The organism is Streptomyces albidicamelliae (assembly GCF_025642175.1).
Taxonomy (GTDB): domain Bacteria; phylum Actinomycetota; class Actinomycetes; order Streptomycetales; family Streptomycetaceae; genus Streptomyces; species Streptomyces albidocamelliae.
In genome coordinates, this window is the sequence record NZ_CP106795.1 from 661,198 (window position 1) to 687,623 (window position 26,426).

Consider the following 26,426-nt stretch of genomic DNA (forward strand, 5'->3'; position numbering starts at 1 on the left):
CCCCCGAGCCGCCCGCCGGAGGAACCCCCATGAGCGCCACTCTCACCCTTCCGCAGACCGAAGCCCCCGCCCCCGAGCTGGCTCCGCGCGAGCGGGAGACGCTCCGGCACATCGCCGCCGGCCGCACCTACCTGCAGACGGCCCGCCACATGGGGCTCTCCAAGCACACCGTCGACGCCTACCTGCGCCGCATCCGGGCCAAGCTCGACATCACCAACACCGCCGAGCTGACCCGTGTGGCGATCGCGCTGGGCCTGTGACGGCGCCGACGGCGGCGACCGGCCGCCCCCGCGTCCCGTTTGCGCAGGATGCCGACTTTTCGGTGGCTCCCGAAGGGGCACGCGGCCGGGGTAAGGATTCCGACCGGAGGGGCGGTACGGCCATGGCCGAGTACGAACGTTCCCGCACGATGCCCGCACAGCCCGAGCACGTCTTCGACCAGGCGGCCAACACCGCTCAGCTCGACGCCTGGCTGCCCGAGGCGCTGCACGTGGACGCGGCGGACCCGCCCGCCGTCACCGTGCACGAGGACCGCTCCGGACAGGACATGGCGGCCCTGCTGCGGGCCCGGCCGGACCAGATGCGCCTGGAGTGGGGCACCCGGGAGCAGGGCAGCTACACCGGCTGGCTGCAGGTCGCCGGCATCGGCAGCGGTGCCAGCGAGGTGACCGTCCACCTGTCCTTCTTCGAGGCCGGCCACGACCCGGGCGAGCAGGCGGTCAACGACGCGCTGGACGGCAGCCTGCGCCGCCTGGAGGAGCAGGTGCGCATCCGGACCGACAACACGGCCGGCTGAGCGAAGGGGCGAGTGCCTCCCCGGGGCCGCCGGGGAGGCACTCGTGTGCCGGGCGCCGCCGCTAGCGGCGCAGCGCGGCCAGGTTGCGGTAGCCGATCGCCGCGTGCTCCAGGGACTGCCCCGGGCTGGTGGAGCTCGGGGCGTTGTCCTGCTCGACCATGGGGTTGTGGTAGTTGCGGTGGCCGACGCGGGAGAAGAACGTCCGGTAGTCGATGACACCGGTGCCGAACGGAACCATGTCGTAGCCCATGCCGTTCGTCGCGTTGACGACGCCGTCCTTGGCGTGGAAGAGCGGGTAGCGCTTGTCGTGGCGGGTGACGAGGCCGGCCGGGTCGAAGATGTCCGTCTGCGTCGAGCCGTCGTGGGCGGTGTAGGTGCGGAACTTGTACTGGGCCACGTGCGCCCAGAAGATGTCCATCTCCAGCCAGACCAGCTTCGGGTCGGTGATGGAGAGGAAGTACTCCAGCTTGCGGATGCCGGAGCTGCGGGTCGGCCGGCCCTGGGCGTCGAGCGGGCCGCCGTCGAGGAGGAAGCCGTAGGCGGCGTCGTGGTTGTGGGTGTACAGCTTGAGGCCGGCACGGCGGGCCAGCTCGCCGAGGGCGTGCCACTTGTCGGCGGCCACGTCCCAGTCCGCCTTGTAGGCGCTGCCGGTGGGGTCGCCACCGGTGCCCACGTGGGCCATGCCGAGGATGTTGGCGATCTCCAGGTGCTTCTTGAAGGTGTCCAGGTCGGTGCTGCTCAGCGGCCAGGAACCGGGGATGAAGCCGTGGTTGCCCTGGGCCCGCAGCCCGTAGTCGTCGAGCCAGCGGCGCAGCTGCTTCGCGCCCTCGACGGACTCCAGGTTCGCTCCGCCGGGCGCGTTGGCGTGCTGGCCGTAGCCGGCGAACTCGACCTGCTGGTAGCCGAATCGGGCGAGCTGTTCGAACACCTCCCGGAAGCCGGACGGCAGCGACGTGGACTGCGGGTCGCGGCCGACGGCGTCGCGGACGGTGTACAGGATGATGCCGCGCTTGTCGGCCGGGACGAGGACCTGCCCCTTGCCGTGCTCACCGCCCGGCCGGGGAGCGGCCTGGACGGGGCTCGCGCCGAAGGCGGGTGCGGCGATCGCGCCCGCCGTGACGGCGGTGCAGGTGCTCAGGAAGCGACGGCGGCCGATGCCAAGAGTGCGGCGCAGCTGGTCGTCGGTGTCAGGCGTGTTGTTCACGAATGCCTTCCTTCACAGGTGGTCGGTGCTCAGACCGGCGAGGTGGAGCAGGAGCGGTTTCACGTCGGTGGCCGCGATGCGGTCGCCGACGGCGCGGGGGGTGGAGCACAGGAGGAGCGGACCGTCGTCGTCGCTCGAGGGGAGGCGGCCGTGGCTGCCCCGGACGGGTGAGGGGTCGAGGGGCACGACCGCCATGCGGTAGCGCAGGCCGAGCTTCTTGCGGGCGAGCGCGGTGGCGGCCTTGAGCTTGACGTAGGGGTCGTGGGGGTCCATGAACAGCTCGACCGGGTCGTAGCCGGGTTTGCGGTGGATCTCCACGAGCCGTGCGAAGTCGGGGGCGCGGGCGTCGTCCAGCCAGTAGTAGTACGTGAACCAGGCGTCCGGTTCGGCGACGGCGACGAGTTCGCCGGAGCGCGGATGGTCCAGGTGGTGGGCCTTCTTGCCCTCGTCGTCGAGGAGCTCCTCGATTCCGGGCAGCCCGTCGAGGGCGGCGCGGGTGGCGGCCAGGTCCTCGGGCCGGCGCACGTAGACGTGGGCGATCTGGTGGTCGGCGACGGCGAAGGCGCGGGAGGCCATCGGGTCCAGGTACTCCATGCCGTCCTGGGTGTGCACCTCCAGCAGGCCGGCCCGGCGCAGCGCGCGGTTGATGTCGACGGGCCTGCTGACGCGGGTGATGCCGTACTCGGAGAGGGCGACGACGGTACGGCCCTCGGCGCGGGCCTCGTCGAGCAGCGGGGCCAGCGCCGTGTCCAGGTCGGTGGCGGCCCGCAGGGAGCGCGGGTCGTCGGGGCCGTAGCGCTGGAGGTCGTAGTCGAGGTGCGGGAGGTAGCAGAGCGCCAGGTCGGGGTGGCGGGTGCGCAGGATGTGCCGGGTGGCGTCGATGATCCACCGGCTGGAGACCAGGTCGGCGCCCGGCCCCCAGAACCGGAAGAGGGGGAACGTGCCCAGCTTTGCGGTGAGTTCGTCGTGCAGGGCGGGCGGCCTGGTGTAGCAGTCGGGTTCCTTGCGGCCGTCCGCGTAGTAGACGGGGCGCGGGGTGACCGTGATGTCGGTGTCGGCGCCCATGGCGTACCACCAGCAGATGTTGGCGACCGTGTAGCCGGGGTGGGCGCGGCGGGCCGCGTCCCAGATCTTGTCGCCGGCGACGAGGCCGTTGTGCTGGCGCCACAGCAGGACGTCACCGAGCTCGCGGAAGTACCAGCCGTTGCCGACGATGCCGTGCTCGCCGGGGAGTGTCCCGGTGAGGAAGGTGGACTGGGCGGCGCAGGTGACGGCGGGCAGGACGGTGCCGAGGTGGGCCCGGGAGCCGGCCTCGGCGAGCGCCGAGAGGTGCGGCATGTGGGCGAGGAGCCGGGGGGTCAGGCCGACGACGTCGAGGACCAGCAGCGGGGTGGGTCCGGTCATGGCAGCTCCTTCAGGCCCAGATCGGTCAGCAGGTCGCGGGCGAGGGCGAGTTCGGCGGCGATGCCGTCGGTGAGCCGGCCCCGGCCGCGGGGGCGCAGGCCGGGCGGGAGCGCCTGCCAGGTGTACGTCTCGACCTCCAGATGACGGGTGAGCGGGCGGGGTCCGCCGACGAGACGGGTGAGCGCGGCGCGGAGCACCGGGAGGGTGGCGGTCAGCGGTCCGTCGGGGTCGGCGTGCAGGGGGACGTGGAAGTGGGCGCGCCACGGTGCGGTCACGGGGAGGGCGTCGCCGTTCAGTGCCTCGGGCAGGTCGTCGGTGCCGCGCGGGCCCGCGGGCGTGACGGTGCGGGTCTGGTGCAGGAAGCGGGGCTCGGCGAACGCGCCCAGGGCGTCCCGGACTTCGGGGCGGCCGGGGTGTTCCGCGTGCAGGGCGGCCGACAGCTGCGACTTCACGACGGGGATCCGTGCGGTGGCGAGGGCGTCCAGTGCGGTCCGCGGGTCCTCGAAGGACGTGGCGAGGTGGCAGGTGTCGACGCAGACGCCGATACGGGGGTGGTCCACGGCGGTGAGCGGGGCCAGGGCGTCCTGGGTGGTCTCCACGGTGCAGCCGGGCTCGGGTTCCAGGCCGATGCGGATCGAGCGGCCGGTCAGCTCCGCCAGCGCGTCCAGGCGGGCGCCGAGGGTGCGCAGGGCTTCGTGTCCCATGCGGGCGCGTTCGGCGGTCCAGGTGGTGCGCCAGCCCAGCGGCAGGGTGGAGACGCTGCCCTCGGTGACGTCGTCGGGCAGCAGCGCGCCGAGGATCCGGGCCAGCGCGGTGGTGTACTCCAGGCGCTCGGGATCCGCCCAGTCCGGCCGGTACACACGGTACTTGACCTCGTCGGAGCCGAAGCCCTCGTAGGGGAACCCGTTGAGGGTGACGACCTCCAGCCCGCGCCGGTCGAGTTCGCCGCGCAGCGTGCGCAGCGCGGACGGGTCGGTGTCCACGGCGCCGGCGGCGTCGTGGGCGAGCCACAGGCCGACGCCGAGGCGGTCACGGCCGAGCCGGCGCCGTACCGGCTCGCAGTGGTCGCGCAGTTGGGCGAGGACACCGTCGAGGGTCTCGGCCGGGTGGACGTTCGTACAGTAGGCGAGGTGGACGGTCGTGCCGTCCGGATGCCGGAAGCGCATCCCTCACTCCCCGCCGCGGGCGAGGCAGTTGCCCTCATGGGTGGCGTCCGCCGGGGCCACGTCGAGGTCCAGACGTCCGCTGAGCCCGTAGAAGGCGACCGGGTTGCGCCACAGGACCCGGTCGACGTCGTCCTCGGTGAAGCCCTCGGCCAACATCAGGTCGGCCACCGCGCGGGTCTTCAGCGGATCGCTGCGGCCCCAGTCGGCCGCGGAGTTGACGAGCACCTTCTCCGGCCCGTACGCGCGCAGGATCTCCACCATCCGCCGCTCGTCCATCTTGGTGTCGGGGTAGACGGAGAACCCGAGCCAGCAGCCGCTGTCCTTGGCCTCCTCGACGGTCGTCTCGTTGAGGTGGTCGACCAGGACCCGGTCCATGGGCAGGGCGGACTCGCGGACGGCGTCGAGGGTGCGGCGCAGGCCCGCGAGCTTGTCGCGGTGCGGGGTGTGCACGAGGGCCGGCAGGCCGTGGTCGGCGGCGAGCTGGAGCTGTGCCGCGAGGGCCTTGTCCTCGGCGGGGGTCATCGAGTCGTAGCCGATCTCCCCGACCGCGACGACCTGGTCCTTGACGAGATAGCGGGGCAGTTCGTCCAGGACGGGGGCGCAGCGCGGGTCGTTGGCCTCCTTCGGGTTGAGGGCGAGCGTGCAGTGGTGGGCGATGCCGTGCTGGGCGGCGCGGAACGGCTCCCAGCCGAGCAGCGAGTCGAAGTAGTCGAGGAAGGAGGCGGGTGAGGTGCGGGGCTGGCCGAGCCAGAAGGAGGGCTCCACCAGCGCGCGGACCCCGGCGGCCCGCATGGCCTCGTAGTCGTCGGTGGTCCGGGAGGTCATGTGGATGTGGGGGTCGAACAGGCGCATCAGGACTCCTTGCGGGTCTCCACGCCGGCCAGGGCCAGCACGCGGTACAGGCCGCTGGGGACGGGACGGTCGGCCGCGGTGCGTTCGGCCGCGAAGTCGGTGAGCATGCGGGCGAGTTCGGCGTCGGCGCGGGCGCGCTGGGCGAGGCCGGCCACGGCGTCGACGGGGACGCCGGTGAACAGGCACTTGAGGACGGCGTGCCGCCAGGCGTGGCCGTCCAGGTGGCGGGCCGCGTAGGGGCCGACGGCGGCGGCGATCAGCCGGGTGTCGTTGGTGCGCAGGGCGTCCTCCACCAGGGGGAGCGCGTCCGGTCCGGGCACGAGGTGGGGCAGGACGAGCAGGACGGCCCGGCGTTCGGCGGCGGTGCCCTGCCGGTAGACGCGGGTGAGGGCGGTGGTGTCGGCGCCGGCCGCGTGCAGGATGAGGACGCGGGCGGCGTCGGCGTGCCCGCTGCCGCAGCGGCGCCCGGCCTCCGCGAGCCGCAGTTCCCACACGGTGATCGGGCCGTGTCCGCCGGGATGGTCGGCGGCTTCGGCCAGGGCCTGCCGGCACCACTCGCGGGCGGCCCGGTCGGGGTGGGCGTCGAGGTGGTCGCGCAGGGCGCCGAGGGAGGGCGACGCCGCGACGGTGGCGTGGGTCACGGCGTGCTCCCTTCATCGGTGGCGCGGTCCCGGCGGAGCGGATTCACGACGCGCTCCCTTCCGGTACGGGAACGGGACGGGCGGCGGCGCGGCGGAGGAAGGGCAGTGAGGTCTCCGCGTGGTGGGGGCCGGCGTGGGAGTGGCGGGGCAGTTCCACGACCGTGAGGCCCTGGTAGCCGGAGGCGTCGAGGGCCGCGAGGACCGGCGGGAAGTCGATCTCGCCCTCCCCGAACGGGAGATGGTCGTGGACCCCGCGCCGCATGTCCTCGATCTGGACGTGCCGGAGCCAGGGCGCGGCGGCGCGCACGCAGTCCTCGGGCGGCAGGGGTTCCAGGCACTGGCAGTGCCCGATGTCCAGGGTGAGGCCGAGGGCGGGCGGGTCGCCGAGGAGCTCGCGCAGGTGGTGGAAGTCGGCGAGGGTGGCGAGGAGGTGGCCGGGCTCGGGTTCGACGGCGAGCGGGACGCCGGCGGTGCCCGCGGCCTCCAGGACGGGCCTGAGGGACGCGGTGAGCCGCTGCCATGCCGTGGCCGGTTCCCGCACCGTCGGCGGAACGATTCCGCTGAAGCAGTGCACGGCCCGCGCGCCGAGGTCCGCCGCGACCCGTACCGCCCGCAGGAGCAGGTCCGCGCGCCGGGCGCGGGCCTCCGGGTCCGGGTCGAGCAGGGAGGGCCCGTGTTTGCGGCGCGGGTCGAGGACGTAGCGGGCGCCGGTCTCCACCGTGACGTCGAGGCCCAGCTCGGCCAGCCGCTTCGCGACCCGGCGGGTGCGGCCGGCGAGGCCGGGGGCGAGCGGGTCGAGGTGCATGTGGTCGAGGGTCAGGCCGACGCCGTCGTAGCCGAGGTCGGCGAGCAGGGCGAGCGCGTCGTCCAGCCGCAGGTCGGTGAGGCCGTTGGTGCCGTATCCGAAACGGAGGGTCATGTGACGCTCACCTTTCTGGCGAACCGCGCCGCGAGCGGGGCGAGCGCGGCGGTGCACAGCGCGGCGACGGGGGCGCCGGCGCGGGCGCACAGGGCGGCCTGGAGGGGATGGTCGCGCGGATGCCGCCGCCGACGGCGCGCTGGGTGAGCTGGGGTGAGGGGTGGAGAGCGGCGTGGAGGTAGGGGCGGGCGGCCAGGGCCGTGTAGGCGGCGGTGAGCACCCTGTCGAGCGGGTGCCGGGCCGTCCGTGGCCGGGCGCCGGCGCTGCCCGGCGGACCGGGGGTGGGTGCGGCACCCCGGCCCGCCGGGAGTTCACGGGCGAGCAGCAGCCCGAGGGCGCCCGACGTGGTCAGTGCGGCGAGCGGCGGCAGTACGGCTCCCCCGGTGGTCTCGTGCCGGGAGACCGCGGTCAGGGCCAGGGTGTGGGCGCTCAGCAGCGCTGCGGAGGGCAGGGCCCGGCGCACCGATCCGCGTGCCGGCCCGGTGGCCGCCGCGCCGAGCAGCAGGTCGAGACCGCGGGCCGCCGCCATCGCCACGGGCCCGGCAGGCGTGCGTTTGAGGACCAGGTCGTACGCCCACACGGTCGCCGCGAGCGGTGCCGCGACGGCGAGGGCGGGGCGGCCGGCGCGGGCGGCGAGGGCCAGGCCCGCGGCGGTGAGGGCACCGGCCGCGCTGAGGGCTGCCGCGGGGCGGACACGGCCGGAGGGCAGGGGCCGGTGCGGTCGCTCGACGGCGTCTTCCGCGCGGTCGGCCCAGTCGTTGAGGGCCATGCCGGCCTCGTAGAGGCAGAGGGAGGAACAGGCCGCCAGCAGGGTGCGGCCGCCCGGCCGGCCCGGTACCGCCGACGCCCCGGCCAGCACGTCCCCGGGTACGGTGAACAGCGCGGGCAGACGCAGCAGTTCGGCCCAGGCGCGCGCGCTCACGCGGCCTCCCGCAGCTGCCGTCCGAACCGTACGAGGGCCGCGTACTGCTCCGCGAGCGCCGAAGGCCCCTGACCCACCGGGTCCTTGAAGTAGAAGCCGAGATCGGTCAGCGGCCCGCGGACGCCCGACTCCTGTGCCCGGAGGGTCAGTCGGGCCAGGTCCAGGACCAGGGGCGCCGCCAGCGCCGAGTCGCAGCCCTGCCAGGTGGTCTGCAGGACCATGCGGGTGCCGAGGAACCCGTCGAAGGCGATGTGGTCCCAGGCGGTCTTCCAGTCGCCGAGCGCCGGTACGTCGTCGATGTGGACCTCGCCCTCGGGCTGCCGCCGAGGGTGTCGGTGAGGACGCGTTCCTTGCCGGCGTTCTTGGCGGCGGCGGCCGCGGGATCGGCGAGCGCCGCGCCGTCGCCGCCGCCCAGCAGGTTGGTGCCGGACCAGGCGCGCACGTCCAGCGCCCGCTGCGCGAACATCGGTCCGAGGACCGAGCGCAGCAGGGTCTGGCCGGTCTTGCCGTCCCGGCCGGCGTACGGCACACCGCTCGCCGCGGCGGCCGCGGCCAGTGCCGGGTGGTGCAGTCCCGTCGACGGGGTGAAGTTGACGTAGCCGCAGCCGGCGCGCAGGGCCGCAGCCGCGTACAGCGAGCTCGGCGGCAGGGCCCCGCCGTCGGCGGCCGGCTCGGTGGAGGCCACGTTCACGACGACGGCCCGCTCCAGCCCGCCGCGCCGTACGAAGTCCTGGATGTCGGCGGTGAAGGCGGCGATCAGCCGCTCGGTGCCGCGGGTGTCGCCGGGGCCGGCCCGCCCGGCCGTATCTCCGCGTCCGCGGCGGCGAGTTCGGCCGCCACGGCCGCGGGGAGGCCGTGCGGCAGGACACCGCCCGCGGCCAGTTCCTCCGCCCGTTTGGGCAGCGGGCAGTCCATCGTGTCGTGGCCGCCGAAGACCAGCGACGTGAGGGCCGGCAGACCGCTGTCGGCGAACGGGGGCGTCTCGGTGACCATGCCGGTGGGCGGGTGCAGGCCCGCCGCTACGGCGGCGCAGCCGGCCACGGCGGTGGTGGCGACGGAGCCGCGGGCACCGATCAGCCACACTCCCACGCGGGTGCGGGGAAGGGACGCGGACATGGGCAGCCTCCTTGACGGGCACGAGCCCCGGGTGAGTGGGGGACCAGGACGGCGGGCGGGGGTCCGGCGTCCCCCGCCCGCCGCCGCTCACCTGCCCGTGGCGGGCAGTTCCTTGATCCGGATGTCGCGGAAGGACACGTCGTCACCGGTTCCGTGGTTCTGGATGCCGATGTGTCCGTCGCGCAGGCTCCGGGCCGGATCGGTGTTGGTGAAGTCGTTGATCTTCACGCCGTTGAGCCAGACGCGCAGGCGTTCGCCCTGCACCCGGATCTCGTACGTGTTCCACTCCCCCGGCGGGTTCAGCGCACGGTCGCGCTTCTTCAGGTCGGCGGACCGGAAGCCGTAGACGGACCCGGTGGTCTTCTCGGGCACGTCGGTGGCGTCGATCTGGATCTCGTAACCGTTGTCGACCGCCGACCAGGGGTCGTCCGAGGGCGGGAAGCCCACGAACACCCCGGAGTTGTCGTCGCCGGCGGCCTTCCAGTCGAGCTTCAGCGAGTACGAGCCGAAGCTCGACGGGGTGTACCAGAGCAGCCCCAGTCCCCCGGTCGACGTGAGCGTGCCGTCGTCGGAGAGGGTGAAGCCGCCCGGGCCCGCCTGTCGCCAGCCGTCCAGGGAGGTGCCGTCGAAGAGCGGCCGGTAGCCGTTCTCGGGCCGGCAGTCGGCCTGGGTGTCGCCGATGACCCAGCGGATGCCGCCCAGCAGGTGCTGCCGGAAGGCGGGGTCGGCGTAGGACTCCTTGGTGTGGCCGCCCCCGGTGTAGAAGGCGCGGCCGCCCTGGTAGTCCTGGCACCAGGCGATCGGATGGTCGCCGTTCATGGTGCCGCCGGTGTAGGACGTCTCGTCGAGGGAGGCGAGGACGTGGGCGCGGTCGCGCGGGTCGGAGCGGTAGTTGTACCACTCGTCGGTGCGCTCCCAGGTCCGTCCCAGGTGCGAGGTCGCCGGGTGGGCGCGGTCCTCCACGTTCACCGTGGCCGGCTGGATCGCCGGGTGGTTCTGGAACCAGGCGCCCGCGAGGCCGCCGTAGAACGCCCAGTCGTACTCGGTGTCGGCGGCCGCGTGGACCCCCACGTACCCTCCGCCGTGCCGGATGTACCCCTCGAACGCGTCCTGCTGGGCGGCGTCGAGGACGTCACCGGTGGTCGACATGAAGACCACGGCGTCGTAGCGGCTGAGGTTTTTGCCGGTGAAGGCGCCCGCGTCCTCGGTGGTGTCGACGGTGAAGCCGTTCGCCCGGCCGAGCTGCCGGACGGCCTCGACGCCCTCGGGGATGGAGTCGTGCCGGAAGCCCGCGGTCTTGGAGAAGACCAGGACGCGCTTGGTGTGGGCCGGGCCCGACACGGCGGGTGCGGTCACAGAGCCGAGGAGCAGGGCGGCACCGAGCACCGCGGTGGTGATTCTGCCCGTGGGTCGCATGGTGTGCCCTCCTCTCAGCCGGTGGTGAAGGTGAAGTCGTCCAGGTCGAACAGGGCTCCGCCGCCTCCCTTGAAGACCAGGTAGAGGGTGGTGGTGCCGCGCGGTGCGCGGGACAGGCCGGCGGTGACGTCCTGGTAGGTGTCCGGGCCGCCGGTCGCGGGCACGGTGGCCTTGCCCAGCAGCGTGCCGGTCGCGGATCCGGCGCGTACCTCGAGGGTGCCGCCTGCGCCGCCGGAGGCGATGCGCGCGGTGATCTTCTTGGCGTCGGACAGGACGTACGGGGTGAAGGAGATCCAGTCGCCGTCGTGGATGTCGCCGACCACCTTGGCGCCGTGGGCGCTGCTGCGGGCGCTCACCGTGACGCCGGAGGAGTCGCCGAAGTGCTCGGCCTGGCGGTGGCGGGGCTGGAGGACGCTGCGGGCGTGCGTGGTGAGCGCTTCCTGGCCGCCGCCTCCGCCGTCGGTGTACTGGGCGTCGAGGACACCGAAGATGTTCGCGTCCTCGTCGTGGCCGCCGTCGGCGCTGGTCTGGATGGTGCCGGAGCAGCCCTGGGCGGAGGTCAGCGGGTGGCCGTGGGTGTCGTGGCCGAGGATGAAGTTGACGGTGACCTTGGCGCAGTCGACCGCCTTGCCGTCCTCGGGGTCGGTGACCTTCACCTTGAACGGTACGGCGTCGCCGAAGCTGAACAGCTGCCCGTCCTGCGGGAGTTCCAGGGTGACCCTGGGCGCGGTGTTGCCGACGACGACCCGGACGCTCGCGCTGCCGGTCCGGCCGGTGGTGTCCTTGGCGGTCACCGTGGCGGTGTAGGTGCCGTTCTTCTTGTACTTGTGGGTGGGGTCGGCCGCCGTCGAGGTGGCGCCGTCGCCGAAGTCCCAGCCGTAGGTGAGGGCGTCGCCGTCCTGGTCAGTGGTGCCGGCCGAGGAGAAGGCCACCTTCAGCGGCGCCTGTCCGGAGGTGCGGTCCGCGGCGGCCTGGGCCACCGGGGAGTGGCCGTCGGTGGCGTTCTCGATGCGGAACAGGCCCGAGTTGTCGTCGCCGCCGAACCAGGAGGTGCCGTAGTCCAGCACGTAGAGGGCGCCGTCGGGGCCGAAGGCCATGTCCATCACCTGGGTGCCGCTCCAGGGGACGTCCTTGATCGACTGGACCTTGCCGTCGGCGTCGCTGCTGATGCGCTTGATCCAGCGGCGGCCGAACTCACCGGCGAAGAAGTCGCCGTCGTAGGCCTCGGGGAACTTCACCGGCGAGTCGAGCGCGGGGTCGTAGTGGTAGACCGGGCCGCCCATCGGGGACTCGGAGCCGTCGCCGAACTCGGGTACGGAGGGGCCGTTGTACGGGATCCAGGCGGGCTGGGCCGGGGGCAGGTCGGTGAGACCGGTGTTGTGCGGGGAGTGGTTCTTCGGCGCCGAGCAGTCGAAGGTGGCGCCGGAGGTCTTCGTCGCGAAGTCGTAGTCGACGTAGGGGTCGTTGGCGCCGGTGCAGTACGGCCAGCCGAAGTTGCCGGCCTTGGTCACGCGGGCGAACTCGACCTGGCCGGCCGGGCCGCGGCCGGGGTTGGCGGCGCCGGCGTCGGGGCCGTAGTCGCCGACGTAGACGATGCCGGTCTTCTTGTCGACGCTGAACCGGAAGGGGTTGCGGAAGCCCATCGCGTAGATCTCGGGCCGCGTCTTGGCGGTGCCGGGCGCGAAGAGGTTGCCGTCCGGGATGGAGTACGAGCCGTCGGCAGCGACCTTGATGCGCAGGATCTTGCCGCGCAGGTCGTTGGTGTTGCCCGCGGTGCGCTGGGCGTCGAACCCGGGGTTGCGGTCGGCGCGCTCGTCCAGCGGGCTGTAGCCGTCGGACTGGAAGGGGTTGGAGTCGTCGCCGGTCGACAGGTACAGGTTGCCGTCCGCGTCGAAGTCGATGTCACCGCCGACGTGGCAGCACAGGCCGCGCGTGGTGGACACGTCGAGGATCTTCTTCTCGCTGGCCTTGTCGAGGGTGCCGTCGGTGTTCAGCACGAAGCGGGAGAGCCGGTTCACGCCGTCGAAGGGCGCGAAGTCGGCGGCGGTGCCGGTCTCCGGGGCGTCGCCCGCCGGTGTGTTCAGCGGCGGTGCGTAGTAGAGGTAGATGAAGCGGTTGTGGGTGAAGTCCGGGTCGACGCCGACGCCTTGCAGGCCCTCCTCGTCGTGCGCGTAGACGTCGAGCTTGCCGGCGAGGCGGGTGTTGCCCGCGGCGTCCGTCAGGCGCAGCTCGCCGTCGCGGGAGGTGTGCAGGACCGAGCGGTCGGGGAGGACGGCGAGCGACATCGGCTCGCCGACCTCCGCCTCGCCCTTGGCGAGGGTGACCTGCTGGAAGTCCTCCGTCGCCGCGGCGGCGTCCTGGCCGGTGACGGCTGCGCCGGCCTGGGGGGTGGTCAGGGTGAGGGTGGCGCCCGCGAGCAGGGCACCGCTGAGCAGGGCGAGCGACCTGCGCAGGCGTGTTCTGCGGGTTCCGGTGCGGGTGGTGCGGTCGTTCCCGTGCACGAATGGCCTCCAGAGTGGGGCTGGTTGTACGGGGCGGGTGCGTACGCCGGGATGCGCCGTCATCCCGGAGCCGTGACGAGCCGACGTGTGCGTCAGCTGGAGAAGGCCGCGTCGAACGAGGCCGACGGCGGCTCGAAGTCGAAGGTCCGCAGGCGGGCCAGGGCCTCGGGGGCGCCCTGGAGCCGGTCCATGCCGGCGTCCTCCCACTCCACCGACACGGGTCCGCGGTAGTCGATGGAGCGCAGCATGCGGAAGACGTCCTCCCAGGGCACGTCGCCGTGTCCGGCCGAGACGAAGTCCCAGCCGCGGCGCGGGTCGCCCCAGGGCAGGTGGGAGCCGAGGCGGCCGTTGCGGCCGTCGAGGCGCTTGCGGGCTTCCTTGCAGTCCACGTGGTAGATCCGGTCGCGGAAGTCCCAGAGGAAGCCGACCGGGTCGAGGTCCTGCCACACGAAGTGGGAGGGGTCGAAGTTCAGGCCGAAGGCGGGCCGGTGGTCCACGGCGTCGAGGGCGCGCCGGGTGGTCCAGTAGTCGTAGGCGATCTCGCTCGGGTGGACCTCGTGGGCGAACCGTACCCCCTCGGTGTCGAAGACGTCGAGGATCGGGTTCCAGCGCTCGGCGAAGTCCTCGTAGCCGCGCTCGATCATGGATTCGGGGGCCGGCGGGAACATGGCGACCAGGTGCCAGATCGCGGAGCCGGTGAAGCCGATGACGGTGTCGACGCCGAAGGCGGCGGCCGCGCGGGCGGTGTCCTCGATCCGCTGGGCGGCGCGGCGCCGTACGCCCTCGGGGTCGCCGTCGGCCCAGATGTCACCCGGGAGGATGGCCCGGTGGCGTTCGTCGATGATGGCGTCGCAGACGGCCTGGCCGACGAGGTGGTTGGAGATCGCCCAGCACTTCAGGCCGTACTTGTCGAGGAGCTGGTGGCGGGACGCGAGGTAGCCGGGGTCGGCGAGCGCCTTGTCGACCTCGAAGTGGTCGCCCCAGCAGGCGAGTTCGAGTCCGTCGTAGCCGAAGTCCCGGGCGAGGCGGCACACCTCCTCCAGGGGCAGGTCGGCCCACTGACCGGTGAACAGGGTGAACGGGCGGGGCATGTGAGGGGCCTCCTCAGTCCGCGACGGGCGTGTAGACGGAGTTCTTCTCGGCGCTCTCCTCCACCGCCGCGAGGACACGCTGGACCTGGAGTCCGTCGGCGAAGGAGGGGTCGGGGCGGCGGCCCTCGTGGATGGCGTGCACGAGGTCGCGGGCCTGGTGGACGAAGGTGTGCTCGTAGCCGAGGCCGTGGCCCGGCGGCCACCAGGCGGCCATGTAGGGGTGGTCGGGTTCGGTGACGAGGATGCGGCGGAAGCCGGCCTCCGCCCCCGGTTCCGTGGCGTCGTGGAACCACAGCTCGTTCAGCCGCTCCAGGTCGAAGGAGAGCGAGCCGCGTTCCCCGTTGAGCTCGATGCGCAGGGCGTTCTTGCGGCCGGTGGCGTACCGGGTGGCCTCGAAGGAGGCCAGGGCGCCGGAGGCGAACCGGCCGGTGAACAAGGCGGCGTCGTCCACGGTGACCGTGCCCGTGCCCGCGGCCGGCATCGCCGTCAGCCCGCTGCCCGCGCCGTCCGGCAGCGGCCGCTCCCGGACGAAGGTCTCCGTCAGCGCCGACACCCCGGCCAGCCGCTCCCCCGCGAGGTACTGGGCGAGGTCGACGATGTGGGCGCCCAGGTCGCCGAGCGATCCGGAGCCCGCGTGTTCCTTGCGCAGCCGCCAGGTCAGCGGGAAGGCGGGGTCGACCAGCCAGTCCTGGAGGTACGTCACCCGGACGTGCCGCAGGGTCCCGAGCCGGCCGTCGGCGACCATCCGGCGGGCGAGCGCGGTGGCCGGCACCCGCCGGTAGTTGAAGCCGACCATGGCCAGCTGCCCCCGACCGTACGCCTCCTCGGCCGCCCGTGTCATCGTCTCCGCCTCGGCGGCCGAGTTCGCGAGCGGCTTCTCGCACAGGACGTGCTTGCCGGCGGCCAGCGCGGCGAGCGCGATCTCGGCGTGGCTGTCCCCGGGCGTGCAGATGTCCACGAGGTCGACGTCGTCCCGGGCGATCAGCGCACGCCAGTCGGTCTCGACGGCCGCCCAGCCGTGCCGGTCGGCCGCCGTCCGCGCCGCCACGCCGTCCCGGCCGCACAGCACCGCCAGCACGGGCTCCCGGGGCAGGTCGAAGACGCGTCCCGCGGTACGCCACCCCTGCGAGTGGGCGGCGCCCATGAAGGCGTATCCGACCAGGCCCACACGCAGCGGGGGTTTCCCGGCGCCCGGTTCCGTCTCTGATTCCGCCGACGGCTGCGGCTGCGGCTGCGGCTGTTCCATGCGCTCGTCCTCCTGTTGGTCGTGGCGCGGTAGGGGGCTTACGTCCTCGCGCGGTGGGGGGTGCGGGCGGGACCGGTCACCGGAAGCCGGTGGACATGTACTGGTCGACGTTGGTCTTGTCGACGACGGCCGAGTAGAGCGTGATCGACGCGGGGATCTCGAACTCGGCGAGACCGCCGACGCCCTTGCCCTGGCCGAGGGCGCGGGCGAGGTCGATCGCGGAGGCGGCCATCGTGGGCGGGTACAGGACGGTCGCCTTCAGTACGCCGTCGTCCTGCTTGATCGCCTGGAAGGCGGACAGCGCGCCGGCTCCGCCGACCATCAGGAAGTCGTCCCGGCCGGCCTGCTGGATGGCCCGGAGCGCGCCCACGCCCTGGTCGTCGTCGTGGTTCCACAGGGCGTCGAACTTGGACTGGGCCTGCAGCAGTTGCGCCATCTTGGACTGGCCGGACTCGACGGTGAACTCGGCGGCCTGGCGGGCCACCTTCTTGATGTTGGGGTAGTTCTTCAGGGCGTCGTCGAAGCCCTGGGTGCGCTGCTTGGTCAGCTCCAGGTTGTCCAGACCGGCGAGTTCGACGACCCGGGCGCCGGGCTTGTCCTTGAGCTTCTCGCCGATGTAGCGCCCGGCGTTCAGGCCCATGCCGTAGTTGTCGCCGCCGATCCAGCAGCGGTACGCCTGGGCGGAGTTGAAGATGCGGTCGAGGTTGACGACCGGGATGCCGGCGCGCATCGCCTTGAGGCCGACCTGGGTGAGGGCCTTGCCGTCGGCGGGCAGCACGACCAGGACGTCGACCTTCTTGTTGATGAGGGTCTCGATCTGGCCGATCTGCTGGGCGGTGTCGTTGGAGCCCTCGGTGATCTCCAGGGAGACGTCCGCGTACTTCTTGGCCCGGCTCTTGGCGTTGTCGTTGATGGCGTTCAGCCAGCCGTGGTCGGCCTGGGGGCCGGCGAAGCCGATGGTGACGTGCTTGCCGGGCTTGTCGTCGGCGGCCGGCTGCTCGTTCGCGGCGGCCTTGCCGTCGTCGGTCTCGTTGCTGGTGCAAGCCGTGAGCAGGGCTCCCGCGGAGACCGCCGCGGTCCCGAAGAGCAGTCCTCTGCGACTGGTGATGTGTGACATGGCGGTGAATCCTTCCTCAGGTCGTGCTCGCGGTACGGCGCTGGACCAGGACGGCGGCGACGATGATCGCGCCCTTGGCGATCTGCTGGACGTCGCTCTGGAGGTTGTTCAGGGCGAAGATGTTGGTGATGGTGGTGAAGATCAGAACGCCGAGCACGGAGCCGGTGATGGTGCCGCGGCCCCCGCTGAGCAGGGTGCCGCCGATGATCGCGGCCGCGATGGCGTCGAGTTCGTAGAGATTGCCGTTGGTGTTCTGGCCGGAGCCGGAGAGCACGATCAGCAGGAAGGCGGCGATGCCGCAGCACAGCCCGGAGAGCAGGTAGAGGTAGAGCCGCTGGCGGCGGACGTCGATGCCGGCGAGCCGGGCCGCCTCGGAGTTGCCGCCGACGGCGACGGTGCGCCGGCCGAAGGTGGTGCGGTTGAGCACGAGCCAGCCGACGATCGTCACGATCGCGAACACCAGGACCAGCGGCGGGATACCGAGCACGTAGGAGTCGCGCTCGCCGAGCTTGAGGATGCTGTCGATGGTGACGATCTGTGTCTTGCCGTCGGTGATCTGGAGGGCGAGTCCGCGCGCCGAGGCCAGCATGGCGAGGGTGGCGATGAAGGGGACCATCCCGCCGTAGGCGATGAGCAGGCCGTTGACCAGTCCGCAGCCGAGTCCGACGAGCATCGCGGTGAACAGGATGCCCGCGAAACCGTACTCCTGGGTGGCGACCGTGGTCGCCCAGACGGAGGCGAGGGCCACGGTGGCGCCGACCGAGAGGTCGATGCCGCCGGAGGTGATGACGAAGGTCATGCCGACGGTGACCACGCCGATCACCGACGCCTGGGTGAGGACGAGTTGCAGGTTCCGGGTGTCGAGGAACTCGTCGGGCTTGGTCACGCCCCCGATGACGACGAGCGCGGCGAGCACGCCGAGCAGCGACAGGGTGCGGACGTCGGCGCGGGCCAGCAGGCCGCGCCAGGCGGGGAGCCCACCAGCCGGCACCGACTTGCCGACGGTGTCCCGGGGCGGGGAGACGGGCTGCGTCATGACGCCGGGCTTCCTTCCATGACGAGATCGAGGACACGGTGTTCATCCAGCTCCCGGGCCGGGGCCGTGTGCACGACCCGGCCCTCCCGGAGCACGAGCACGCGGTCGGCGAGGCCGAGCACCTCGGGCACCTCGCTGGAGACGAGGAGCACGGCGAGGCCCTGGTCCGCCAGGCGGCGGACCACCGCGTACAGTTCCGCGCGGGCGCCGACGTCGACGCCGCGGGTGGGTTCGTCCAGCAGCAGCACCCGGCAGCCGCGCAGCAGCCAGCGGGCGAGCACGGCCTTCTGCTGGTTGCCGCCGGACAGGGTGCGTACGGGCACCTCCGGGTTGTCGGGCCGCAGCGACAGTTCACGGACCGCGGCCCGTGCCGCGCCCCGTTCGGCCCGCCGGTCGATCCAGCCGGCCCGTGCGAAACGGGCGAGGGAGGACACCGAGACGTTCCGGGTGACGGACTCCAGCATCAGCAGGGCCTGCGCCTTGCGCTCCTCGGGTGCGAGCCCGAGTCCGGCGCGTACGGCCGAGCGGACGCTTCCGGGACGCAAGGTCCGGCCGTTCACGGTGACTTGACCCGCGGTGGGGCGCCGTGCGCCGTAGATGGTCTCCAGGATCTCCGAGCGGCCCGAGCCGACCAGTCCGGCGAGCCCGACGATCTCCCCCGGCCGCAGGTCGAGGTCGAGCGGCGCGAACTCGCCGTCGCGGGCGAGGCCGCGGACCTGGAGGACCGGTGCGGCCTCCGGTTCCCCGGCGGGCCGCTCGGGGAAGACGTACTCGACGTTGCGGCCGGTCATCAGCGCGACGACGTCCCGGGTCGGAGTGGTCTTGGCGGGCAGTCCCCCCGCGACCGCCCGCCCGTCCTTGAGCACGGTCACCCGGTCGCCGATGCGCCGGATCTCCTCCAGCCGGTGCGAGATGTACACGACGGCGACCCCGTCGGCGGTGAGGTCCCCCACGATCCGGAAGAGGTTGTCCACCTCGTCGGGGTCGAGCGCGGCGGACGGCTCGTCCATGACGATGAGCCGTACGTCGTGCGAGAGGGCGCGTGCCATCGACACGATCTGCTGCTGGGCGGCCGACAACTCCCCCACCAGCCGGGCCGGATCGATCTCCGGGTGGCCGAGCCGCTTGAGGAGGGCGCCCGTCGACGTCCGCGCGGCCTTCGCCCGTACGACGAAGCCGGCGGCCGTCGGCTCGTGGCCGAGGTGGACGTTCTCCGCCACCGACAGGTGCTCCACCAGGTCGAGTTCCTGGTAGATGGTGGCGATGCCGAGCCGCATGGCGGCGATGGGCGAGCGCAGGGTGACCGGCTCGCCGCGCCAGTGGATGGTGCCGCCGTCGGGCTGGTGGGCGCCGGCCAGCACCTTGATCAGGGTGGACTTCCCGGCGCCGTTCTGGCCGAGCAGGCAGTGCACTTCACCGGCCTGGACGTCGAGGTCGACGCCGTCGAGGGCGCGGACGCCGGGGAACGACTTGGTGATCCCGGACATGCTGAGCAGGGGTGGTTCTGGTGCCATGTGGTTCCCCTCGGCGGGCGTGCGGGCCGGTTGCAGGGCGTGCCGCGCCCGCGGGCCGGCGGGCGTTCACCGGCTCGGAAGGCAGCGCGGAGCTGGGCGGGGCGATCGGGGCGGGGCTGGTGCGGGCAGGGCGGAGCGGGGCGTCGCGTGGGGCGCGGGCAGCGTTGTTACACGAGTCAGTGGGCGTGCGGAACGGGCGTGGCGTGCGCTGACGAGGACGTGTGCGGTTGGCGGCCGGTCGGGCCGGCTTGCGGGCTACGCGGGCGAGAACAAGTGGTCGCTGATCAGCCGGGCCGCACCGGTCACGCCGGCGCTGGGGCCCAACTCCCCGAGAACGATGGGCAGATTGCCGGTCGCCAGTGGCAGGGACTGGCGGTAGACCTGGGACCGGATCGCGGCGAGCAGGGTGTGGCCGAGGCCGGTCACCCCGCCGCCGATCACCACCAGGCCGGGGTTGAAGAAGGACACGAGCCCGGCGATGACCTGGCCGACATGGGTGCCGCCCGCACGGATGAGGTCGAGCGCGGTGGCGTCGCCCGCCGCCGCGGCCGCGGCGACGTCCACGGCGGACAGGGTGCCGTTCGCCTCCAGACGTGCCGCCAGCTCGGCGGACAGGCCCTGCCCGGCCGCCTGCACCGCGTCCCTCGCGAGCGCGGCGCCGCTGAAGTGGGCCTCCAGGCAGCCCCGGTTGCCGCAGGCACAGGGCCTGCCGTCGGGTACGGCCTGGATGTGGCCGATGTCCCCGGCGCTGCCGGTGGTGCCGCGGTGGACCCGGCCGCCGACCACGATGCCGCAGCCGATGCCGGTGCCGATCTTGACGCAGAGGAAGTCCGCCGTGGTCCGGGCGACTCCGGCGTGCTGCTCCCCCATCGCCATGAGGTTCACGTCGTTGTCGACCATGACCGGGCAGCCGAGCTCCTGACTGAGCGCCTCCCGCACGGGGAAGCCGTCCCAGCCGGGCATGATCGGCGGGGCGACCGGCACACCTTCGGGGAAGCGGACCGGTCCGGGGACGCCGATGCCGGCGCCGTCGAAACCCTCGGCGAGCCCGGTGGCCTTCAACTTGCCGGCCATGTCCAGGACTTGCTCGAAGACCGCGACCGGCCCCTCCCGGACGTCCATCGGCTGGTTGAGATGGCCGAGGATCTCCAGTTCGGCGTTGGTGACGGCGACGTCGACCGAGGTCGCGCCGATGTCGACACCGAGGAACCGCAGCTCCGGGTTGAGCCTGACGTTGTGGGAGCGGCGGCCGCCGCGCGAGGCGGCGAGGCCGTCGGCCACCACCAGCCCCGTCTCCAGCAGCCGGTCCACCTCCACGGCCAGCCTGGACCTGGAGAGGTCGATCCGATCACCCAGTTGAGCCCGGGAGTTGGGCCCCTCGTCACGCAGCAGCTTCAACAGCCGGGCCTGGTGCGTGTTCGCCGGTCGTGCCGTCATGCGTCTCACGTGCCCCTCCCCGCCAGTTTTCGGCCACCAGTGTCGGGCTTTCGTAGGGAACGTAGCAGTGACCGCTGAGACTGGGAAGAAGTAGCGCACGGATTCCCGCAGACTTTTTCCTCTCCCGGGACAAAGTAACGGCGCACGGAACGGCGAGAGTTGGGCACACCACTGCCGGCCACGCGCTCGGTGTGCCCCGGCTCAGTAGCCGGAGCCCAGCCCCCGGGTGGTGTAGGCGCACTCCGTGTAGAGGTAGCCGGACCGGAGCTTGGCCGTGTCCGAGGCCGGCGTCGCGGTGCTCGTGCCCTGGGGCTTGTGCACGAAGTACGTGGTGCCGACGGGGAGGTCGATCGTGCGCTGCGGGTAGTGCCTGCCGCTGTCGCTGCACGGTTTGAAGCCGACGATCAGCGTGCTCGACAGCGAGTACGCCTTGCAGCCGCCGCAGCCCTTGAGGGTGAAGCTGCCGGTGACCGGACCGGTGTAGAGGACGGTGATGTCGTCCGGGCTGTCGTTCTTGACCGTCACGGAGATGCTGCCGCCGGAGGCCGTGGTGGGAAGCTTCTTACCGGCCGCCGGGAGCGTCTGGGCCACCTCGGCCGCGATGGCGATCTTCTTGGCGCGGTCCCGCTTCCCGCCGTGCTTGTTGTCGGAGACGTACTGCTCCATGGTCTTCTGCGCCGCGTCGAAGTCACGGTCCTCGTACTGGTCCACTCCGCACGCGTACGCCCCGGCGGCGCCGCTCTTCTCCGCGCGCCCGGCCGACTTCCCGAGGCCGCCGTCCGCGTCCGCCGCGGCCTGGGACAACTCGCCGATCCGGGTGCTCAGTTCGTGCAGCCGCGCGACGGCCGCGCAGGGTTCGTCCCCGCCCACGTCCTTCTGCGCCTTCGTCACGGCCGAGTCGACGGCGGGGGCGACCTTGGCCGCGGGTCCGGAGCGCGGGAAGGTGTCCAGGAGGTCGCCGAAGCGCGTCACCCAGTCCGCCTCCTCGGCGTCCAGGCGCTGCGACCCGCATTCGTACAGCGAGGTCGCGAGCCGCTCGTCGGGCCAGCGGGCGAGCGATCCGAGGTGTTCCTCCGGCATGGTGCGGGGCACCGTGCGCAGGTACTGGAGCGGTTCCACGGCGTCGCAGTAGTCCTGGTGGCCGTAGGCCGCGCCCACCGTCGTGTAGTAGGTCCGCAGACTGCCGGGGACCCGGTCGGCCGCGCGCGATCCGGGGTGGCCGACGGCGAGATCGCGGTAGACCTCCAGGGCCGACCGGTAGTCCGGCGCCGCGGTGGTGAACGGGTGCCGTCCGGCGGCCGCCACGAGGTCGTCGGCGCGGTCCAGCCGGTCCAGGAGCGCCTGTTCCACGGCTTCGTCGTGGGCGTCCTCGTACCAGAGCGCACCACCCGCCGGTACGGCCAGCAGCACGACGCCCAGGAGGAGCGCGAGCGGGGCGCGGCTCGGCCGCGACAGCGCGGTCCGCAGTCCGACGAGCCCGCCGTGGACGGCCGCCAGCAGCAGGAAGGCGGCGTAGGCGACGAGCGCGGCCCCCGGGGCGCCGTCGGCGTCGGCGGGCAGCACCGCGAGCAGCAGGGCGGCGGTCGCCACCCAGCAGACGGCCATCGGCAGCCGGCGCCGTACCAGCGCGTAGCCCAGACCGAGACCGCTCAGGTTGAGCAGCGCCACCGCGACGGCCCGCAGGGCGTCCGGCGGTGCGGGCGGCGGGGCCGACGGCATGGGTGGCGGGCTCGGGGGCATCGGCGGCAGCGGTGGCCCGGAGTACCCCGGGCCGGGACCGTACGGATTTCCGGACATGATGGCTCCCCCCACCGACCGCGCCCCCCATGACCGCGGACGAGCAGTGTACGGGCGCCGGCGCGCACCCGACAGGGGCCCCGAACACCGCCCCGGTCATTGATTTTTGAACAGCTGGCGCACCCGAGGCGAGGGTCGCCACCGCCGGCCGGCCATACAGAAGTCTTATTTGCCAGTTGCCCTATTTGTCCGATTATCCTGGGCGGCTTGCCGGGCCTTCCGGGGCCCGCGACCGCGAAGACGTACCGCACGGCGACGCAAGGAGGCGCAGGAGAATGCAGGGCGTACGGGTGTCCGCGATCACGGCCCGGATCGCACGGGCCGGCTGCGCCGAAGCCGCACGGGCGACGGTCGCCGCCGGCCTGACCTGGCAGACGTGTGCGGTGCTCCTGCACACGCACGATCCGTACGCTGGCGCCGTCGCGGCCCTGCTCGTCGTGGAGACCACGGTGGTCCGCACCGTCGGCGCGGCCCTGCGCTACGGCGCGGGCTGTCTGCTCGGAGTGCTCGTCGCCGTCCCGGGCGCGCTGTACACGGAGCCCGCCATGCTGGGACTGGGCTTCGTCGTGTTCGCCTCGGTGCTGTTGGCCCGGCAGGGGTTCCTCGGGCACCACGGGCTGCATGTGCCCACGACCGCCCTCATCACCTACGCCCTCGTCCGCGGCCGGCACTCCGGCGAGCTGACCTCCCACCTCGCGGAGATCGTCGTCGGCATCGCGTTCGGTCTGGCGTGCAGCGCGCTGCTGTGGCCCACCGTGCGCGTCCGGTCCGCCGAGCGGGCACTGGAGGACCTGCGCGTGCTGATCGCCCGGCACCTCGACGGCCTGGCCGACGCGGCCGTACGGCGGGAGCGGCCCCGGCAGGTTCTCGGCACGACCTGGGAGGACGACCTGGACACGGCACTCGCCCGCGCCCGCGCCACCGTCGACGAGGCGCACGAGAGCATGCGGTGGAACGTCCGGCCCACGGCCAGGCGCCGCCGCTGGCACCTGGACCGCAGGGTCCTGGAGACGCTGACGGACGTCGCCGGGCGGGTGGCGGCGACGGGCCGGCTCCTGGACAGCCACCCGTCCGCCGCGGGCGTCCCGAGCCCGGCGTCCGCCACGTCGGCCACGGACGCCGGCCTCGACCCCGGGCACGGGCACGGGGGCGTCACCGGACGTACCTCGGACAGCCCCGGCGGGGTCCGGACGGCCACTCCCGAGCCCGTCCCGGGCGGCCCCGCCTCAGTCCAAGGGCACGTCTCCCCGAGTCCCGGCCCAGGCGAGGCGGCCGCACCCGAGCGCGTCCCAAGAAGCCCCGGCCCAGTCCAAGGGCACGTCTCCCCGAGTCCCGGCCCAGGCGAGGCGGCCGCACCCGAGCGCGTCCCAGGAAGCCCCGGGCCATTCCAAGGGCACGCTCCACCGAGCCCCGGACCCGGGGAGGCAGCCACTCCCGAGCCCGTCCCGGGAAGCCCCGGCCCAGTCCAAGGGCACGTCTCCCCGAGCCCCGGCCCACGCAAGGCGGCCGCACCCGAGCGCGTCCCGGGAAGCCCCGGCCCTGGAGTGGCGGCCGCGCCGGGGAGCGTCGGCCCGGGCGGCCTCGGCGCCGCACATGCCGGCGACCCCGCCCGCCGGCACCCGGTCCCAGCCCCAGGCCCCGGTCACCCCGGCTCCGGGAACACCGGAGCGGCCGAGAACGCGGGCGCCTGGCGCGTCCCGGGCAGCCCCGCCCCGGCCGAAGGCCCACCGAGCCCCGGCATCCCAGGAGAGGCCGCCGCCGCGGGGAGCACCGGCCCGGTGCACGGGGACCGCGCGTCAGCCGGGTGCCCTGGCCGTGGGGAACCCGTCACGGCCGGGCCCCGGGACCCGCATCCCGCGCCACCCCGTCACCCCGCAGCGCTGGGCCGCTTCGGTCCCGGCCACCCGGCCGTCGCCGGCGCTCACGGCACAGGCGACGTCCTGGCGGAGCGCGTACGCGCGGCTGCTGCGGACGGCCGCGCTGTGCGTCTACTCCTGCCGGGGCGGGCGGCCGCACCCCGCGCTGCCCGCCGCGCGGCGGGCCGTGGCCCGGCTCGGCGCTCCCGCCGCCGAGCCGACGGGCGCCGATGCCGAGGACCGGCGTCTGCTGCGCCATCTGGACCAGGCCCTGACCCGCCTCTCCGCACCGGCGCCCGCCCCACCGGCCCGGCCCGCCCGGCCCCGTCTGACGTCCACTCCCCTACGGCCCTCACGGCGACGATGACCTCACACACCCGGATCCCCGGCCCCACCCACCCCGAGACCACCGATGCCCGGCACCCCGCCGGGCCGCCCGCGCACGCCCGCCGGCCCGGCGCACGCACCCGTGCCCACCGCGTCGCCGCCGTACGCGCTCTGCCCGCCGCGGCGCCCGTGCTGCTCATGGTGGTCGTCGCCCTCACCGATCTGCTCACACCGGACTGGCTGCACGTCTCGCCGGTCATGGCGGCCGTCCCCGTCCTGGCAGCCGTGCTGCTGCCCTGGCGGCCGACCGCGGTGCTCGCCGGCGCCGCCGTCGGGGTGACCGCCCTGCTCCAGTGGGACGCCGGGCAGTGCGGCCGTCCGGACTCGGACGTCGTCCTCGGCACCCTGCTGGTGGTCGGGCTCACCTCGCTCGCCGCCTGCTCCCTGCGGCAGCGCCGGGAACGCCAGCTCCATCAGGTCCGCTCCGTCGCGGAGACCGCGCAGCGGGCGCTGATGCACCCGCTGCCCCGCCGCCTCGGGGCGCTGGCCCTGCGCGGCGTGTACCTGCCGGCCGAGTCGGAGGCGAGGATCGGCGGCGACTTCTACGAGGCGCTGCACACGCCCTTCGGACCGCGCGTACTGATGGGCGACGTGCGCGGCAAGGGGCTGCCGGCCGTCGGCGCGTCGGCGGCCCTGCTCGGCGCGTTCCGCGAACTGGCCCACCGGGAGCCCTCGTTGACCACGGTGGCGGAGCAACTGGACGAGCGGGCCCGGCGCCAGATAGCCGCGGTGGACGGCACCCCGGACGATCGTATGGGGGACGGGACGAGCGCCCTGTTCACGGAACGGTTCGCGACCGCGCTGCTGGTGGAGTTCCCGCCCGGTGAGGACCTGGCCCGGATCGTGCACTGCGGCCACCCCGAGCCGTACGTCGTGCACGCGGGCGAGGTGCGGCCCTTCGAGCCCGAAGTGCCCGGCGCGCCGCTCGGCCTCGGTGACCTGCTGGGTGCACGGCCCGTCGCCGAGACCGTGCCGTTCGTGCCGGGCGACCGCCTGGTGCTGTACACCGACGGGTTCATCGAGGCCCGTGACCGTCGTGGCCGCTTCTACGACCTGGCCGCGCACCTGCCCACGCACGCCGCCCGCCCGCTGGAGGCCATGGTGACCGGGCTGCGCCGGAGTCTGCTGCACCACGTCCACGGCGACCTCGACGACGACGCGGCCCTGGTGGCGGTGGAGCGCCTGCCCGAGCCGTAGCGACGCCGGGGGCGAGGCTTCGGGTCCGCCGACCACCACCCGATCCGGTGACAGCGTCCTCCACGCCCCCTCGCCCGGCACGGCACCGTCGTACGCTCACCCCGCTTCGCCACCTGAACGACCCTGGGGGAACCATGAGCCGCCGAACGCTCGCCTGCGCCGTCGCCGTCGTCGCCGTCCTCGGTACGGCCACCGCGTGCAGGCCGGCCGACACGACCGGAAGCGGCGGCACCACCTCCACCGCGACGTCCCCCGGTGACGGCAAGGCCGACGGCGACAGGAAGACCGTGCCCGATGTCGTGGGTATGGGCCTGCAGTCCGCCCAGGACGCGGCACAGGCCGCCGGATTCCACCGCCTCACGTCCCACGACTCCCTCGGCCGGGCACGCATGCAGATCCTGGACCGCGACTGGAAGGTGTGCGCGCAGAACGTGGAGGCCGGCGCCGTCCGGGCGACGGACACCGAACTGGACTTCGGCGCCGTCAAGCTCGACGAGACCTGCCCCCCGCACGACCAGGCCGCCGCACCGGCCGCCGGGACCATGCCCGACTTCCGCGGAAAGAGCGTGAAGGCCGCCCGCCGGGCACTCGACAGCGGCACCTCGATCCGTGTGGACGACGCCTCGGGCGCGCACCGTTTCGTGCTCATCGAGTCGAACTGGCAGGTCTGTACGCAGAATCCAGTCGCGGGGACGAAGCTGACCGGGCGGCCCGTCGCCCTCACCGCGGTCAAGTACGGGGAATCCTGCCCGTAGTCGCGGACGAGCACCGGTTGCCGTTCCCGGTCGCGCGGCCCGCGCCGTAGGTTGGG

Annotated in this window: 19 protein-coding genes and 2 pseudogenes; 4 read left to right on the top strand and 17 right to left on the bottom strand. The window is 73.5% G+C overall.

Going from position 1 to position 26,426, the window contains the following annotated elements; translation table 11 throughout:
* Nucleotides 1-29: 29 nt before the first annotated feature.
* Nucleotides 30-260 (top strand): response regulator transcription factor, encoded by a 231-nt coding sequence (locus N8I86_RS03260; protein WP_073895610.1) that lies wholly within the window; start codon nucleotides 30-32, stop codon nucleotides 258-260.
* Between the two features lie 122 nt (nucleotides 261-382).
* Entirely contained in the window at nucleotides 383-796 is a 414-nt protein-coding gene (locus N8I86_RS03265) for an SRPBCC family protein (protein WP_073895608.1), read from the top strand.
* Between the two features lie 61 nt (nucleotides 797-857).
* Here N8I86_RS03265 and N8I86_RS03270 read toward each other — a convergent pair whose 3' ends face one another.
* The 17 genes and pseudogenes from N8I86_RS03270 to N8I86_RS03350 form a co-directional block, all read right to left on the bottom strand.
* Nucleotides 858-2,000: a sugar phosphate isomerase/epimerase family protein gene (locus tag N8I86_RS03270; protein ID WP_263277044.1), complete on the bottom strand. Its 1,143-nt coding sequence runs from the start codon at nucleotides 1,998-2,000 to the stop codon at nucleotides 858-860.
* A gap of 12 nt (nucleotides 2,001-2,012) precedes the next feature.
* Nucleotides 2,013-3,404, bottom strand: coding sequence for a nucleotide pyrophosphatase/phosphodiesterase family protein (locus tag N8I86_RS03275; protein WP_263277045.1), 1,392 nt, complete (start codon nucleotides 3,402-3,404; stop codon nucleotides 2,013-2,015).
* On the bottom strand, nucleotides 3,401-4,570 hold the full coding sequence (gene eboE, locus N8I86_RS03280; protein ID WP_263277046.1) for a metabolite traffic protein EboE: 1,170 nt from the start codon (nucleotides 4,568-4,570) through the stop codon (nucleotides 3,401-3,403). The genes N8I86_RS03275 and eboE overlap by 4 nt, the downstream gene beginning before the upstream one ends.
* Nucleotides 4,571-4,573: 3 nt before the next feature.
* The gene (locus tag N8I86_RS03285; RefSeq protein ID WP_263277047.1) at nucleotides 4,574-5,422 is read right to left on the bottom strand and encodes a TatD family hydrolase; all 849 of its coding nucleotides are present in this window, start codon (nucleotides 5,420-5,422) and stop codon (nucleotides 4,574-4,576) included.
* Complete coding sequence (locus N8I86_RS03290) at nucleotides 5,422-6,063, bottom strand: EboA domain-containing protein (RefSeq protein ID WP_404830776.1); 642 nt, start codon at nucleotides 6,061-6,063, stop codon at nucleotides 5,422-5,424. Before N8I86_RS03290 ends, N8I86_RS03285 begins: the two co-directional genes overlap by 1 nt.
* A 43-nt stretch (nucleotides 6,064-6,106) precedes the next feature.
* Entirely contained in the window at nucleotides 6,107-6,982 is an 876-nt protein-coding gene (locus N8I86_RS03295; RefSeq protein WP_263277048.1) for a sugar phosphate isomerase/epimerase family protein, read from the bottom strand.
* Nucleotides 6,979-7,904, bottom strand: a pseudogene (locus N8I86_RS03300) (SCO3242 family prenyltransferase). Before N8I86_RS03300 ends, N8I86_RS03295 begins: the two are co-directional and overlap by 4 nt.
* A pseudogene (locus N8I86_RS03305) lies at nucleotides 7,901-9,020 on the bottom strand (inositol-3-phosphate synthase). The pseudogenes N8I86_RS03300 and N8I86_RS03305 overlap by 4 nt, the downstream one beginning before the upstream one ends.
* Nucleotides 9,021-9,107: 87 nt before the next feature.
* On the bottom strand, nucleotides 9,108-10,436 hold the full coding sequence (locus tag N8I86_RS03310; protein WP_263277049.1) for a ThuA domain-containing protein: 1,329 nt from the start codon (nucleotides 10,434-10,436) through the stop codon (nucleotides 9,108-9,110).
* Nucleotides 10,437-10,450: 14 nt separating this feature from the next.
* Nucleotides 10,451-12,937 carry a PQQ-dependent sugar dehydrogenase gene (locus N8I86_RS03315; protein WP_263277050.1) on the bottom strand — a complete coding sequence of 829 codons (2,487 nt, stop codon included), beginning with the start codon at nucleotides 12,935-12,937 and terminating at the stop codon, nucleotides 10,451-10,453.
* 92 nt (nucleotides 12,938-13,029) lie between these two features.
* Entirely contained in the window at nucleotides 13,030-14,028 is a 999-nt protein-coding gene (locus N8I86_RS03320) for a sugar phosphate isomerase/epimerase family protein (RefSeq protein ID WP_073895585.1), read from the bottom strand.
* Nucleotides 14,029-14,041: 13 nt separating this feature from the next.
* Complete coding sequence (locus N8I86_RS03325; protein ID WP_263277051.1) at nucleotides 14,042-15,274, bottom strand: Gfo/Idh/MocA family protein; 1,233 nt, start codon at nucleotides 15,272-15,274, stop codon at nucleotides 14,042-14,044.
* A 76-nt stretch (nucleotides 15,275-15,350) separates the two neighbouring features.
* The gene (locus tag N8I86_RS03330; protein WP_263277052.1) at nucleotides 15,351-16,391 is read right to left on the bottom strand and encodes a substrate-binding domain-containing protein; all 1,041 of its coding nucleotides are present in this window, start codon (nucleotides 16,389-16,391) and stop codon (nucleotides 15,351-15,353) included.
* Nucleotides 16,392-16,407: 16 nt separating this feature from the next.
* Nucleotides 16,408-17,427: an ABC transporter permease gene (locus N8I86_RS03335; protein WP_263277053.1), complete on the bottom strand. Its 1,020-nt coding sequence runs from the start codon at nucleotides 17,425-17,427 to the stop codon at nucleotides 16,408-16,410.
* Nucleotides 17,424-18,941 carry a sugar ABC transporter ATP-binding protein gene (locus N8I86_RS03340; protein ID WP_263277054.1) on the bottom strand — a complete coding sequence of 506 codons (1,518 nt, stop codon included), beginning with the start codon at nucleotides 18,939-18,941 and terminating at the stop codon, nucleotides 17,424-17,426. Before N8I86_RS03340 ends, N8I86_RS03335 begins: the two co-directional genes overlap by 4 nt.
* A gap of 255 nt (nucleotides 18,942-19,196) precedes the next feature.
* Nucleotides 19,197-20,378 carry an ROK family transcriptional regulator gene (locus N8I86_RS03345; protein WP_123439067.1) on the bottom strand — a complete coding sequence of 394 codons (1,182 nt, stop codon included), beginning with the start codon at nucleotides 20,376-20,378 and terminating at the stop codon, nucleotides 19,197-19,199.
* A 201-nt stretch (nucleotides 20,379-20,579) separates the two neighbouring features.
* Nucleotides 20,580-22,118: a hypothetical protein gene (locus N8I86_RS03350; protein ID WP_263280058.1), complete on the bottom strand. Its 1,539-nt coding sequence runs from the start codon at nucleotides 22,116-22,118 to the stop codon at nucleotides 20,580-20,582.
* Between the two features lie 332 nt (nucleotides 22,119-22,450).
* Between N8I86_RS03350 and N8I86_RS03355 the strand changes: the two genes are divergently transcribed.
* Both N8I86_RS03355 and N8I86_RS03360 read left to right on the top strand, forming a co-directional pair.
* Nucleotides 22,451-25,615 carry a SpoIIE family protein phosphatase gene (locus N8I86_RS03355; RefSeq protein ID WP_263277055.1) on the top strand — a complete coding sequence of 1,055 codons (3,165 nt, stop codon included), beginning with the start codon at nucleotides 22,451-22,453 and terminating at the stop codon, nucleotides 25,613-25,615.
* 134 nt (nucleotides 25,616-25,749) lie between these two features.
* Entirely contained in the window at nucleotides 25,750-26,370 is a 621-nt protein-coding gene (locus N8I86_RS03360; protein WP_263277056.1) for a PASTA domain-containing protein, read from the top strand.
* The last annotated feature ends 56 nt before the right edge of the window (nucleotides 26,371-26,426 follow it).

Excerpts from the sequence above, each read along its gene's own strand:
- N8I86_RS03320 (WP_073895585.1), bottom strand. The coding sequence starts at position 14,028 with ATGCCCCGCCCGTTCACCCTGTTCACCGGTCAGTGGGCCGACCTGCCC.
- N8I86_RS03325 (WP_263277051.1), bottom strand. The coding sequence starts at position 15,274 with ATGGAACAGCCGCAGCCGCAGCCGCAGCCGTCGGCGGAATCAGAGACG.
- N8I86_RS03260 (WP_073895610.1), top strand. The coding sequence starts at position 30 with ATGAGCGCCACTCTCACCCTTCCGCAGACCGAAGCCCCCGCCCCCGAG.
- N8I86_RS03275 (WP_263277045.1), bottom strand. The coding sequence starts at position 3,404 with ATGACCGGACCCACCCCGCTGCTGGTCCTCGACGTCGTCGGCCTGACC.
- N8I86_RS03310 (WP_263277049.1), bottom strand. The coding sequence starts at position 10,436 with ATGCGACCCACGGGCAGAATCACCACCGCGGTGCTCGGTGCCGCCCTG.
- N8I86_RS03295 (WP_263277048.1), bottom strand. The coding sequence starts at position 6,982 with ATGACCCTCCGTTTCGGATACGGCACCAACGGCCTCACCGACCTGCGG.
- N8I86_RS03265 (WP_073895608.1), top strand. The coding sequence starts at position 383 with ATGGCCGAGTACGAACGTTCCCGCACGATGCCCGCACAGCCCGAGCAC.
- N8I86_RS03335 (WP_263277053.1), bottom strand. The coding sequence starts at position 17,427 with ATGACGCAGCCCGTCTCCCCGCCCCGGGACACCGTCGGCAAGTCGGTG.
- N8I86_RS03345 (WP_123439067.1), bottom strand. The coding sequence starts at position 20,378 with ATGACGGCACGACCGGCGAACACGCACCAGGCCCGGCTGTTGAAGCTG.
- N8I86_RS03350 (WP_263280058.1), bottom strand. The coding sequence starts at position 22,118 with ATGCCCCCGAGCCCGCCACCCATGCCGTCGGCCCCGCCGCCCGCACCG.
- N8I86_RS03285 (WP_263277047.1), bottom strand. The coding sequence starts at position 5,422 with ATGCGCCTGTTCGACCCCCACATCCACATGACCTCCCGGACCACCGAC.
- eboE (WP_263277046.1), bottom strand. The coding sequence starts at position 4,570 with ATGCGCTTCCGGCATCCGGACGGCACGACCGTCCACCTCGCCTACTGT.
- N8I86_RS03330 (WP_263277052.1), bottom strand. The coding sequence starts at position 16,391 with ATGTCACACATCACCAGTCGCAGAGGACTGCTCTTCGGGACCGCGGCG.
- N8I86_RS03360 (WP_263277056.1), top strand. The coding sequence starts at position 25,750 with ATGAGCCGCCGAACGCTCGCCTGCGCCGTCGCCGTCGTCGCCGTCCTC.
- N8I86_RS03355 (WP_263277055.1), top strand. The coding sequence starts at position 22,451 with ATGCAGGGCGTACGGGTGTCCGCGATCACGGCCCGGATCGCACGGGCC.
- N8I86_RS03340 (WP_263277054.1), bottom strand. The coding sequence starts at position 18,941 with ATGGCACCAGAACCACCCCTGCTCAGCATGTCCGGGATCACCAAGTCG.